Source organism: Exiguobacterium sp. s191, assembly GCF_018618955.1.
GTDB lineage: Bacteria > Bacillota > Bacilli > Exiguobacteriales > Exiguobacteriaceae > Exiguobacterium_A > Exiguobacterium_A abrahamii.
In genome coordinates, this window is sequence record NZ_JACSNC010000001.1 from 1,116,027 (window position 1) to 1,128,039 (window position 12,013).

Sequence of the window (12,013 nt, forward strand, 5' to 3'; positions counted from 1 at the left end):
GACATAAATGATCCTAATTTATTAGGGTCATTTATGTTTTATTTAATTATTCAGAATATTTCTAATTGATGAACTTTAACAGGGACTAAAACCGTCCCAATCCCTTAAGGCACTAGGCGTGGCAGCACTTTTCATGAAAATGAAGTGACTTGCAAAGTCGTTTTATCCCCTGTAAGGTGGGGAACATATCATTTGGCGAACAAGTCAATACATGCTTAATCGCTGAAAAAACTATTGCATTTGGAGGATTTAACTTTATGACGCAAGAATGGATTTCGATCATCCTGTATCTTGTTCTCATGTTGGCAATCGGTTATTTTGCCTACAAGCGAACGACAAATACAGAAGATTACATGTTAGGCGGACGCGATCTCGGTCCAGGTGTCACAGCACTCTCTGCTGGTGCATCGGATATGAGTGGATGGATGCTCATGGGACTTCCCGGCGCCATGTATGCAACAGGTGTATCAGCCCTTTGGCTCGCACTCGGTTTATTGATTGGATGTTACGTAAACTATATCGTACTCGCACCACGTTTCCGTCTCTATACGGAAATGGCAAACGACTCAATTACGATCCCTGATTTCTTAGAGAATCGCTTTGAAGACAAATCACGCGTGCTTCGTACCGTATCGGCACTCGTTATCATCATTTTCTTCACGTTCTACACATCAGCTGGAATCGTATCTGGCGGAAAATTGTTCGTCAGCTCATTTGGATTTGATTACCACTATGGTATGCTCTTGACGATTGCGGTCGTAATCGCCTACACACTTTTCGGCGGTTTTCTCGCAGTTAGTTGGACCGATTTCGTCCAGGGCTGTATCATGTTCGTCGCACTCGTTCTCGTACCGATCGTCGCATTGACAGACGTTGGTGGAATCGACGGTGCGTACAATTACGCTGAAAACTTAGATCCTACACTGTTTGATCCACTTAAAGGAACGACGATTCTTGGAATCATTGGATTCCTTGCTTGGGGACTTGGTTACTTCGGTCAACCCCATATCATCGTCCGCTTTATGGCGATTCGTTCCGTTAAAGATTTAAAAAGTGCCCGTCGCATCGGGATTGGTTGGATGTTCGTCTCTATCATCGGTGCGATGATGACTGGTCTTGTCGGAATTGCTTATTTTGAAGGACAAGGCAATGGACTCGGGGATCCAGAAACAGTCTTCATCCGTTTCTCGGATGTACTATTCCACCCGTATATCACAGGATTCTTAATGGCTGCGATTCTTGCAGCGATCATGTCGACGATTTCATCACAATTGCTCGTTACTTCGAGTGCGTTGACAGAAGATTTTTATAAGACGTTCTTGAAAAAAGACGCATCGGATAAAGAACTCGTCCTGACAGGTCGAATTGCCGTTCTTGTCGTTGCCGTCATCGCAAGTATTCTCGCGTGGAACCCATCAGCGACGATTCTTGCACTTGTCGGTTATGCATGGGCTGGATTCGGTTCTGCCTTTGGTCCGATCATCTTGCTTTCTCTTTACTGGAAACGGATGACGAAACAAGGCGCACTAGCTGGTATTATCTCAGGTGCCTTGACTGTCATCATCTGGGTTCAACTCGGACTCAGTACGACGCTTTATGAAATGGTACCTGGCTTCTTCACAAGCTTGATCTTTACGGTCGTTGTCAGCTTGATGACGAAACAACCGGTCAATGCCGTTCAGGAAACGTTTGAAGAGATGGAAGACGAATTAAAAGACGCCGTTCAATAATCAGCGAATTACAAAAAAGACCTCTGCCGAAACATCGGCAGAGGTCTTTTTTTGACTTACAATTCAATCACGCCATAATGCAACTTCGACGTCTTCCGCTTTGTTCGTTCGAACCCAAACCGTTCAAACAAGGGACTTTCATAATGTGCTTTTAACACGATGCGCTGACGTGCCACACGCTTCGCCTCCACCATCGCTTCCTCGGATAAGGCTTCATAATTCGCAAGCGTTCGTAAAGCGTCGAGATGCGTCGATTCTTCGACGGTCTGTTCGAACATAGGATCAAAGTAGATGACATCAAAGGAATTATCCGGACATTCTTTCAAATAGGCGAGATGGTGTTTGACTCTCACTTCAATTCGTCGCATAGCTTGATTGATCGGTTCGTAGGATTCTTCCCACCGTTTTAATCCGTTCTTGACGACAAATGCTGTCTCAACCCGGCTTTCTAACCCGATGATCCGCCCCCGCTCTCCGATGGCATGACTCATGACGATGGCATCTGCTCCAAGACCAAGTGTGCAGTCAAGCACACGCATCCCTTCCGATAAGCGTCCGATCGCAATGAGAGGGTCGCCTCCACCTGCATCAATTTGTTTGATGCGAAACACCGCACTCGAAGGATGGAAAAAGAACGATGTCGTCTCGCCTAATGGATATAAATCAAGCCGTTGTTTATCGACGACAAGCACCGGTAATCCTGTCTCCTGTTGCAAGTGTTCTATGCTTTTTTTCTGACGCACGACGTAGATAAAATGTATCGTCTCATCCGCTAACAACTGCTTCACACGATGATGTACGTCGTCAGTCGGACGAAGACATGTCGTCAGTCCAATGGTTGGTTTCATAATGTGTTCCTCCATAAAAAAATAAGCTAGCCGGAGCTAGCTCATTTCTTTTTCTTCAATAATCCTTCGATATCTTCAATCAATGCTTTTTTCGAAATCAGGTCTTCTTGCTTTTCCTGTTCGACTTTTGCATCGACCGTCGTCCGCTTCATGAGTGCCTGAAGCGTCTCATCGATGCTTGACTTCAAATGATCGCGGTCTTCTTTATTAAGGGAAAGATCATGTTGAACTTCATCCCCTTGTTCATCTAATTGGCGTAAGCGTTCCGTCAATTGTTTCGCTTCACGATTCAAGTCCGAATACAATCGTTCGATTTGCTCTAGACGCAATTTGATTCCGTCACGTTCTGTGAACACGTTTTCCAGCCCCTTCCAGTATGCAGTTGTCTACATCATTACTTTACCATATTCCGAGGTAATTAAAACAATCACAAGATGATTACAGAATGACTTTTTTTAGATTTCTTCCTGCGGATCGATTCCAGTTAATTTTTGCAATTGCACGGAGGGTATCGCTATAATGTAAACGAAGCATCAATTGGGATGAGGGAGGATTTTGTGATGGAATTGAGACGTCGAACATTACGTCATGTCGATCAAGCTGAGTATGATCATTTCTTGAAGTATGGCGAGCAAGCATATGGACTGACTCCGCAAGAAATCAAAGGGTATGACCATGAGCTTGGAGAAGAGCGGGCTTTTGATTCCGTCGAGCACAGTTATCCTGAAGATTATTACTTTGATATCGTTGAAGCAGATACAATCGTGGGACGGGTTCTGCTCTTAAAAATGGGTCACTACTTCCAACTCGACTTCATGGTGTTTGATCCCTATACGCGTCGGGGTCTAGCTACTCAAGCAGTTGCTGAAGCATTGACGTATTCCGGGGTACTAGATCGTCACGAAGTACGCGCGCGCGTCCTTGAACAATCACCGCACGCTTCGTTTGCAAAACGCATTTTGGAAGCGAATGATTTTACGTCGACAGAGAACTATTACGTCAAAGGAAGACGTCGTCGGTACTCGCTGCAACGAATGGGCTAAAGACCGTCCGAAAGACCATGGAACTCATGGTCTTTTTTTAATGTCCTCATCGCTTCATCACCTTTGACAGTTGATCGATTTCAGCGTACAATTTTCATCTGTATGAACAGAAAGGAGTACATCTCATGAACGAATGGTTATGGATCCCTTCCATTTTTTTAACGATGGGATTATTGATTTTCAGTTATTATTTATTTGGTAAGACAGGATTGTTGATGTGGATTGCCATCGCAACAATCATTGCAAACATCCAAGTTACACAAACCGTCGATATTTTTGGTTTCGTCTTTACGTTAGGGAATGTCGTATATGGCAGTTGTTATCTAGCGACAGATATCCTCAATGAAAAATACGGAAAACAGGTCGCTCGTAAAGGCGTCTATATGGGGTTCTTCTCCCTGATCACGACGACCGTCCTGATGCAGTTCAGTCTCTTATATACACCACTTGCTGATAAGGCTGCACTCGAAACATCCGATTCCTTGCATTTATTGTTTGGACTCTTACCATGGATTGCTGTTGGTAGTCTTGCCGCTTATCTCGTCTCGCAACTATTCGATGTCTTTATCTATTCAAAGATCCGTCAGAAGACAGGCGAACGTAAGCTTTGGTTACGGACAACAGGGTCAACCGTATTAAGTCAATTGCTTGATACGTTGACGTTTTGTGCGATTGCCTTTCACGATATGCCCTTCTCCATCTGGTGGCAAATCTTCATTACGACGTATCTTGCGAAATTCATCGTCGCTTGGTTCGCGACACCATTCATGTATTTAGCAAAACGTATCCACCCAACGAAACAATCGACAGACGCTGCTGCATGACCTAAAAAAAACTAGAAGACTTGACGAAATTGTCGGATAATGGGAGTGGAGGTGCCTACATGAAAATCAAACGGAATGAACCATTTCGATATACGCTGAAAAAACCAATAACAGGTGAATTTCATTTATTGAAAAATAACCAGCGTACTCCCAATGGACTGATGAAAATTCATAATATCTCACCGAACGGACTAGCAATCAGCACAGAACTAAAACTTCCACTTCACAAATCAATGAAAATCGTTGTTGAGTTCTCATTGATCGAGGGTCAAGAACCTTTATGCATCGAAGGTCAGTTATTGCATGAGAAGCCAGTGGGTCCCGAGAGACTGTATGGCATCCGCCTCAATCCGTCAACGACTGATCGCGATACGATCATCGCTCAGGTTAAACAAGTTGCTCAATTGGAACGATAATTTATAAGAAAATGATGCGTCTCACTCAACTTCTATAGGAAACAGCGCATTTATGCGCTTCAGAGACAAACAAGACCCGGTTTCCTGCTTGAATGAAGCAGGAAACCGGGTCTTGTGTCTCGCCTGAGGAAGCGGCGTGAAAAGGCGCGTCATTCTTTTTTTGAGTCAGCTCTCTGTTTTATGCCTAGATGAATTAACCTTCAAACGTACGGAAGACGACTGCTTCATAAGGTCGAAGCGTGAGTTCGTCGGTAACAACGGACCCATCATAGTTTCCGATGACCCGGTCTGACGTATCATGCGTAGACGGAATATTCACATCATGATCCGCAAACGAACAGTAGACATACCAGGTCTCCCCTTCAAGCGTTCGTGAGTAGGCGTATACTTTTGGATGATCTTCGAGTAAGAGTTCATAGCGACCATAGACCACGAGCTCATGGTCATGTCGTAGACGAATCAACTGTTGATAGTAATAAAAGATGGATTGCTCATCTGCAAGCGCCTGTTCGACGTTGATTTCCGGATAGTTCGGATTGACCTTCAACCATGGTGTTCCCGTTGAGAAACCAGCGTTCTCCGACGCATCCCACTGCATCGGTGTCCGCGCATTGTCACGTCCTTTGACATGGATGGAACGTAGTAGTTCAGCCGGTGATGCCCCTTGTTCCGTACGTTCTTTCCACATGTTCCGAATTTCGATATCTTCATAGTCCGCGATGTCTTCAAAAGCGACGTTCGTCATGCCGATTTCCTCGCCTTGATAGATATATGGTGTCCCTTTTAACAAATGCAATAATGTAGCAAGCATTTTAGCTGACTCGACGCGGTACGTCGTGTCATTTCCGAATCGACTAACGACACGCGGTTGATCGTGGTTGTTCCAATAGAGCGAGTTCCAGCCCGTCTCATGTAAGGCCGTCTGCCATTTGGTAAAGTTTTGCTTGAGTTTAAGTAAATCAAACGGAATGACGTCCCATTTCCCATTGGGACCTGAATCGATATCCATATGTTCGAACGTAAAGACCATGTTGACCTCTTTACGTGCCGGATCCGTGTAAAGAATGGCATCATCCGTCGTCGCTCCTGGCATCTCACCGACTGTCAGGACATCATATTTACCGAAAGAGGCTTCATTCATCTCGTGTAAAAATTCATGGACACGTGGTCCATTGATATAATGTTCTCCACCATCTCCATACAGTGCTCCTGGATGGACCGTCGCATCTGGTAAGCCGGGTGTCTTCGAAATCAAGTTGATGACATCCATTCGGAAACCATCAATCCCTCGATCCAACCAACGACGAATCATCCCGTACACATCGTGACGCATCTGCTCATTTTCCCAGTTCAAGTCAGGCTGCTTCTTCGAGAATAAGTGTAAGTAATACTCATTCGTTGTTTCATCATATTCCCAGGCAGGTCCAGAGAAAATCGATCCCCAGTTGTTTGGTAGCGAACCGTCTGGATTTGCCGGGCGCCACATATAATAATCCCGATATGGATTGTCCTTGCTTTGACGCGACTCCGCGAACCACTGATGTTCATCTGACGAATGATTGATGACGAGGTCCATGACGATTTTGATATCTCGTGCATGTGCCTCATCTAGAAGACGATCAAAATCATCCATCGTCCCGAATTCCTTCATGATGGCTTCATAATCACGAATATCATAGCCATTATCGTCATTCGGTGAATCATAGACAGGACTTAGCCAAATAACGTCGATACCAAGCGTCTTCAAATAATCCAACTTTTCGATGATTCCGTTCAAGTCACCGATTCCATCCCCATTCGAATCATTATAACTACGTGGGTAAATTTGATAAACGACACTATCATGCCACCATTTACGTTCCATCCTCAACACTCTCCTCTTTTATGTACGTATCGTGCTACATATTGAGCAAACGATTGCATCAATTTGTAAAAGCGCTTTCAATTATCACAACGTCATCTTAACATGTCCATGAGAGGTGCTCAAGCAAGAACCTTAACATATTTGATATCATGAAATATGAAATACAAGTGTTTACTACATCCAAGATGATGGGAAAGAAAGGTATGAGAAAGGAGTGTGGACAAATGTATCGTCGATATTTGCTCTTCCTTGTCTGGGCGATTGCTATTGTCTTCATCTTATTATTTGGAAATAATCGTGTCTTTCCAGAAGGTTTCTTGATTTCGTTTTTACGTTTCGACCAAAGTCAATTTGATACATCCGCGTTAAGTTTATTTGCCTTACTCGGTATTTATCCGTTCGCTTTCTTTTTACTATTTCTAGATGAGAAACGATTCATGCGCCCCGGACCGCTCGTCGCAAGTATTGGATCGTTCTTCTTAGGTGCCTTCGTGTTGATGCCTTATGTCGCCCTCGCTATTCCAAGGAAAACGTTTCTTCCTTTTCGTCGTCGCGGGTGGATTCCTACCGTCGTCGCCTTACTTAGCGTCGTGACGACATTATTGCTTTGGATTGCTCTTGCTCGATCTGATTGGAGTATATTCCGCATCTACTTTGAGACCAATCAATTCGTTCGAACGATGACCGTCGATTTGTTATTATTCTACATTCTGCAAGTCTATCTGCTCCGGCGCATTCGTGTTCGGAATGCACAATCATTAGAGTGGCAAGACGTGATTCCGCTCTTTGGCTTATTTCGTTATCTATTCGCAAGACATTTACCGACATCCTCAAAATCTTAATTTATGGTACAATGAAATTTGGATTTTTCGAAAAGGAGATGTCATCCGATGGAACAATATCATGCACTTTGCGAACACATTTTGGAACACGGAACAAAAAAGGAAGACCGGACGGGAACGGGAACACTCAGCGTGTTTGGTCACCAAATGCGCTTCTCCCTTCAAGATGGTTTTCCTCTCATTACGACGAAAAAGTTACATATGAAGTCGATCATCCATGAGTTGATTTGGTTCATCTCGGGTGATACGAATATTCGTTATCTACAGGAAAATGGTGTGCGGATTTGGAACGAATGGGCCGATGAGAACGGAGATCTAGGTCCTGTTTACGGGGCACAATGGCGCTCTTTTCCACGTCCAGATGGCACGACGGTCGATCAGCTGGCACAAGTCATTGAACAGATCAAAACGAATCCGGATTCTCGTCGTTTGATCGTCAGTGCTTGGAATCCTGGACAAGTCGATGAGATGGCTTTACCGCCCTGTCATCTCTTGTTCCAATTTTATGTCGCTGACGGAAAACTATCATGCCAATTGTATCAACGTTCAGCTGATGTTTTCTTAGGCGTACCATTCAATATTGCATCTTATGCGTTACTGACACATATGATTGCTCATGTGTGTGGACTTGAAGTCGGAGACTTCGTTCATACGCTCGGTGACGCTCATATCTATTCAAATCATATTGAACAAGTCAATCTTCAGTTGACGCGTACCCCGAAAAAATTACCGACGCTGCGCTTCGCTCGAACAGTCGATCGTATCGAAGACTTCCGCTTCGAAGACATCATTATTGAAGGCTATGATCCTGATCCGCACATTAAAGGTGTGGTAGCCGTATGATCACACATATCGTAGCGTATACGAAAAATCATGTCATTGGTCGTGACAATGCGATGCCTTGGTATCTTCCAGCTGATTTGGCTCACTTCAAGCGTACGACGATTGGCAAACCGATCATCATGGGACGAAAGACGTTCGAATCCATCGGACGACCGTTGCCCGGTCGAGAGAACATCGTCATTACGCGCGATCAGACGTTTGCAGCCGAAGGTGTAACGGTATGGCATGATCTATCTGCTTTACAACCATACGTCGATTCAGAAGAAGAAGTCTTTTTGATTGGTGGTGGAGAGTTGTTTGCTCAAACGCTTCCTCTTGCTCGCCGCCTGTATGTCACTGAAATTGATACGGTTCTTTCTGGAGATGTACATTATCCCGAAATCCCATCTTCATTTCAGATTACTTCCGAAACACATTATGATGCGGTCGAGGGAAACGATTATCCGTTCATCATTCGTCGATATGATCAGTAACTAAAAAACAGCCACATTGCTCCGTATGACGGACAAATGTGGCTGTTTTTTTTAAGGAATTTGCATGATCCATTCAGCAATCCATTCCTCCATATCAGAATCGAACTGTGAGGTCATGATATAGTCTGTCGCACCGCATGATAGCGCATTGGCTAAACGATCGTCTTCTTGATTTGTCACGACCAAAGCATCAATGATCGATTCCCGTTGTTGTCTCCACTCCTCTAATCGTACAAAGTTCTCGCTTGCTAACTGATCGAGTGAAAGAATCGCCAATTGTATTGGCGACGTCCGTTGATCATCTAGCGGAATCACCTCAATATGGTATTTCGGATGATCCGGCATATCAAGCGTATGTACCTGTTTAAGGAATCCTTCCTCGACACGGATATAGACTGGTATTTTTTCGATCGATATCGCTGTCGAATAGGACACCACTTGATTACGACCATTACGTTTCGCTTGATACAGAGCTTCATCTGCCTCTGCTGTTGCTTGCGCCAGGGATGTGTGGAGATCAAAAGCAAAGGAGAGACCAATCGAAACTGTTACTTTTAATCCGTTCGCAAAAATATGGCGCTCGACACGCTCGCGAATTTTATTCATACTCGCAACTGCTTGCGGTACTGTTTCTGCTGAAAACAATAAGATGAATTCCTCACCACCGAAACGAATGAATTCATCATCGAGACGAGCGGCTTGTTGAACGACGGTAGCTAGTTCGGAGAGGACCAAATCCCCCGTTGGATGTCCATGTAAATCATTGATCCGCTTAAAATGATCGATATCAAAAATCGCTAACCCAAATGTCCGCTGTTCACGTTCGAGACGTGCTACGCGACGATCATAGGCACTTTGGAGGTATTTCCGGTTATAAGCTCCCGTCAGTTCATCGACTAAGATCGTCGAAGATACGACCCTTAATTTTCGTAATAGTCTCGCTAGACGAACATGTCGTTCTTCATTCGTCACTGTCTCATCCCAGTAGTCATCAGCTCCCATCTCATAGCTGACTTGACGAATGTCAGACCGGTTCGGACCTACGATGATGACGGGAACGAATGCCGACTCCATTTGTTTGATCAGTTTTTGAGTCAACTCTAAGGATTCCGCGATAGATGCATGGTCGATGATGACAGCATCCATAGCAATATCATGTGATATCGACAACGTGTCTTCCACCGAACTGAAGAATCGTGACATATAGCGCTCCTGTTCGAGCGATTTTTTCCATTTGATATTCTCAAGAAAACGTCTTGTCACAGTGACGACCAATTCTTTTCGAATCCGATTGGCGCGTGAGCGTTCAGACAACTGGTCGACGATTGGCCGCAGTAATTCTTTAACGATCGGCTGCGTGATGACCGCATTCATTTGCTCCCACGTCGCTTTTTCCCGACTCACTTGATCGGCAAGTCCTTTAAACAGTTCCTCTCTCCCGAGCCCTTCAAGCCAGCTTGCTAATGCGAGTAATTCTGTCCGTGGCACGGTCGGCATCCGAAGTAACGTCTCCACCATGATGATCGTCTGTTGCAGTTGTTTCTCTATCCGTTTTCGACTCCGTTCCATCCAATCCCCTCTCTTTCCATACATCCGAAGAACCGTCTTCGGATAAAGAGAAAGCGAGGGAATTCCCCCGCTTTTTCAACTCACGCTTTTAAGTTTGGACGGACCATATCTGCTGGTACAATCCATTGATCATATTGTTCTTCTGTTAGTAGACCAGTCGCAAGTGCTGCTTCTTTTAAAGTTGACCCGGATTGATGCGCTGCCTTTGCAATTTTCGCCGCATTCTCATATCCAATGTGCGGGTTGAGTGCAGTGACAAGCATCAACGAACGTTCGACGTTCTCAGCGATGACGGATTGTTCTGGTTCAATTCCGATCGCACAGTGGTCATTGAACGAATGCAAGGCGTCTGTCAGTAAACGAACTGATTGTATGAAGTTATACATAATGACCGGCTTGAAGACGTTTAGTTCGAAGTTTCCTTGACTTGCAGCAAAACCAATCGTCGCATCGTTTCCAAGGACTTGCGCAGCGACCATCGTCAACGCTTCACTTTGAGTCGGATTGACTTTCCCAGGCATGATTGAGCTTCCCGGCTCATTTTCTGGAATCGTGATTTCGCCGATCCCTGCTCGTGGACCTGATGCGAGCCAGCGAACGTCGTTTGCGATCTTCATCGCGTCCATCGCTAACGCTTTGACCGCACCATGCGTAAAGACGAGTTGATCGTGGCTTGTTAGGGCGTGGAATTTGTTTTCCGCACTCGTGAATTCATATCCCGTTTCTTCACTCATCTTTTGCGCAGCCAAATCACCGAAGTCCGGATGTGCGTTGATGCCCGTTCCAACAGCCGTACCGCCGATTGCTAATTCCGTTAACGGATCAAGCGTCCGTTCGATCATTTGCTTCGAAAGTGCAAGCATCCGGACCCAACCGCTGATTTCTTGACCGAGTGTGATCGGTGTAGCATCTTGCAAGTGTGTCCGTCCGATCTTGACGATATCTGCAAACGCGTTCGCTTTTTCGTCAAGTGTCGCATGCAAAGCATCGATTGCTGGGAATAGTGATTCCAACAAGACTGTCTTCGCCGCTAAATGCATCGCTGTCGGATATGTATCATTTGAACTTTGTGATTTGTTGACGTCATCATTCGGATGAATCGTCGTCTCACTGCCTTGTTCTTTCAACTTGCGTGTCGCGACCCGAGCGATCACTTCGTTGACGTTCATATTTGACTGTGTACCTGAACCCGTTTGCCAAACGACAAGCGGAAACTCATCATCGAATTTCCCCGCGATGATCTCGTCACATACTTCAGCGATGACACCTGCTTTTTCTGCCTCAAGCACGCCCAAGTCGCGGTTCGCAAGCGCCGCTCCTTTTTTCAGGACTGCAAAGGCACGAATGACTTCAATCGGCATTTTTTCCGTTCCGATCTTAAAGTTTTCTAGACTACGTTGTGTTTGTGCGCCCCATTCCTGCGCTTCTGGTACACGAATTTCCCCCATCGTGTCACGTTCTACACGGTATTCCATAAACAAATTCCCCCTTTTGATTATTTCTCTTTTAGTTTAACGCAAAAGTAGACAGAATGGGAATGAGAGAGACAGTTTTGGGGAAT

General features: G+C 45.0%; 12 protein-coding genes. 7 read left to right on the top strand and 5 right to left on the bottom strand.

The window, feature by feature from the left end; translation table 11 throughout:
• Positions 1-257 precede the first annotated feature (257 nt).
• Entirely contained in the window at positions 258-1,730 is a 1,473-nt protein-coding gene (gene putP, locus KNQ09_RS06035) for a sodium/proline symporter PutP (RefSeq protein WP_064299697.1), read from the top strand.
• 56 nt (positions 1,731-1,786) lie between these two features.
• On the opposite strand, the gene KNQ09_RS06040 is transcribed toward putP, so the two are convergent.
• Complete coding sequence (locus tag KNQ09_RS06040; protein ID WP_214723522.1) at positions 1,787-2,578, bottom strand: class I SAM-dependent methyltransferase; 792 nt, start codon at positions 2,576-2,578, stop codon at positions 1,787-1,789.
• Between the two features lie 41 nt (positions 2,579-2,619).
• Positions 2,620-2,934, bottom strand: coding sequence for a hypothetical protein (locus tag KNQ09_RS06045; protein ID WP_023468579.1), 315 nt, complete (start codon positions 2,932-2,934; stop codon positions 2,620-2,622).
• 204 nt (positions 2,935-3,138) lie between these two features.
• On the opposite strand from KNQ09_RS06045, the gene KNQ09_RS06050 reads away from it, so the two are divergent.
• From KNQ09_RS06050 to KNQ09_RS06060, 3 genes are all read left to right on the top strand, one after another.
• On the top strand, positions 3,139-3,621 hold the full coding sequence (locus tag KNQ09_RS06050) for a GNAT family N-acetyltransferase (protein WP_064299696.1): 483 nt from the start codon (positions 3,139-3,141) through the stop codon (positions 3,619-3,621).
• Positions 3,622-3,746: 125 nt separating this feature from the next.
• Positions 3,747-4,445 (top strand): queuosine precursor transporter, encoded by a 699-nt coding sequence (locus KNQ09_RS06055; RefSeq protein WP_214857879.1) that lies wholly within the window; start codon positions 3,747-3,749, stop codon positions 4,443-4,445.
• A gap of 161 nt (positions 4,446-4,606) precedes the next feature.
• Entirely contained in the window at positions 4,607-4,861 is a 255-nt protein-coding gene (locus tag KNQ09_RS06060; RefSeq protein WP_251138100.1) for a PilZ domain-containing protein, read from the top strand.
• Positions 4,862-5,054: 193 nt separating this feature from the next.
• Here the strand turns inward: KNQ09_RS06060 and KNQ09_RS06065 are convergent, their stop codons facing one another.
• Positions 5,055-6,725 (bottom strand): glycoside hydrolase family 13 protein, encoded by a 1,671-nt coding sequence (locus tag KNQ09_RS06065; RefSeq protein WP_214857880.1) that lies wholly within the window; start codon positions 6,723-6,725, stop codon positions 5,055-5,057.
• Positions 6,726-6,949: 224 nt separating this feature from the next.
• Here KNQ09_RS06065 and KNQ09_RS06070 point away from each other — a divergent pair, with 224 nt between their 5' ends.
• Genes KNQ09_RS06070 through KNQ09_RS06080 form a run of 3 tightly spaced genes read left to right on the top strand, consistent with a single transcriptional unit; the run spans position 6,950 to position 8,883 of the window.
• Positions 6,950-7,567 carry a hypothetical protein gene (locus tag KNQ09_RS06070; RefSeq protein WP_064299693.1) on the top strand — a complete coding sequence of 206 codons (618 nt, stop codon included), beginning with the start codon at positions 6,950-6,952 and terminating at the stop codon, positions 7,565-7,567.
• Between the two features lie 48 nt (positions 7,568-7,615).
• Entirely contained in the window at positions 7,616-8,410 is a 795-nt protein-coding gene (locus KNQ09_RS06075) for a thymidylate synthase (protein WP_055968468.1), read from the top strand.
• Positions 8,407-8,883, top strand: coding sequence for a dihydrofolate reductase (locus tag KNQ09_RS06080; protein ID WP_214857881.1), 477 nt, complete (start codon positions 8,407-8,409; stop codon positions 8,881-8,883). The genes KNQ09_RS06075 and KNQ09_RS06080 overlap by 4 nt, the downstream gene beginning before the upstream one ends.
• A 51-nt stretch (positions 8,884-8,934) precedes the next feature.
• Here the strand turns inward: KNQ09_RS06080 and KNQ09_RS06085 are convergent, their stop codons facing one another.
• Positions 8,935-10,452, bottom strand: coding sequence for a GGDEF domain-containing protein (locus tag KNQ09_RS06085; protein ID WP_214857882.1), 1,518 nt, complete (start codon positions 10,450-10,452; stop codon positions 8,935-8,937).
• Between the two features lie 80 nt (positions 10,453-10,532).
• Complete coding sequence (gene fumC, locus KNQ09_RS06090; protein WP_035396940.1) at positions 10,533-11,927, bottom strand: class II fumarate hydratase; 1,395 nt, start codon at positions 11,925-11,927, stop codon at positions 10,533-10,535.
• Positions 11,928-12,013: the final 86 nt, after the last annotated feature.

Excerpts from the sequence above, each read along its gene's own strand:
- putP (WP_064299697.1), top strand. The coding sequence starts at position 258 with ATGACGCAAGAATGGATTTCGATCATCCTGTATCTTGTTCTCATGTTG.
- KNQ09_RS06040 (WP_214723522.1), bottom strand. The coding sequence starts at position 2,578 with ATGAAACCAACCATTGGACTGACGACATGTCTTCGTCCGACTGACGAC.
- KNQ09_RS06050 (WP_064299696.1), top strand. The coding sequence starts at position 3,139 with ATGGAATTGAGACGTCGAACATTACGTCATGTCGATCAAGCTGAGTAT.
- KNQ09_RS06055 (WP_214857879.1), top strand. The coding sequence starts at position 3,747 with ATGAACGAATGGTTATGGATCCCTTCCATTTTTTTAACGATGGGATTA.
- KNQ09_RS06060 (WP_251138100.1), top strand. The coding sequence starts at position 4,607 with ATGAAAATTCATAATATCTCACCGAACGGACTAGCAATCAGCACAGAA.
- KNQ09_RS06065 (WP_214857880.1), bottom strand. The coding sequence starts at position 6,725 with ATGGAACGTAAATGGTGGCATGATAGTGTCGTTTATCAAATTTACCCA.
- KNQ09_RS06070 (WP_064299693.1), top strand. The coding sequence starts at position 6,950 with ATGTATCGTCGATATTTGCTCTTCCTTGTCTGGGCGATTGCTATTGTC.
- KNQ09_RS06075 (WP_055968468.1), top strand. The coding sequence starts at position 7,616 with ATGGAACAATATCATGCACTTTGCGAACACATTTTGGAACACGGAACA.
- KNQ09_RS06080 (WP_214857881.1), top strand. The coding sequence starts at position 8,407 with ATGATCACACATATCGTAGCGTATACGAAAAATCATGTCATTGGTCGT.
- KNQ09_RS06085 (WP_214857882.1), bottom strand. The coding sequence starts at position 10,452 with ATGGAACGGAGTCGAAAACGGATAGAGAAACAACTGCAACAGACGATC.
- fumC (WP_035396940.1), bottom strand. The coding sequence starts at position 11,927 with ATGGAATACCGTGTAGAACGTGACACGATGGGGGAAATTCGTGTACCA.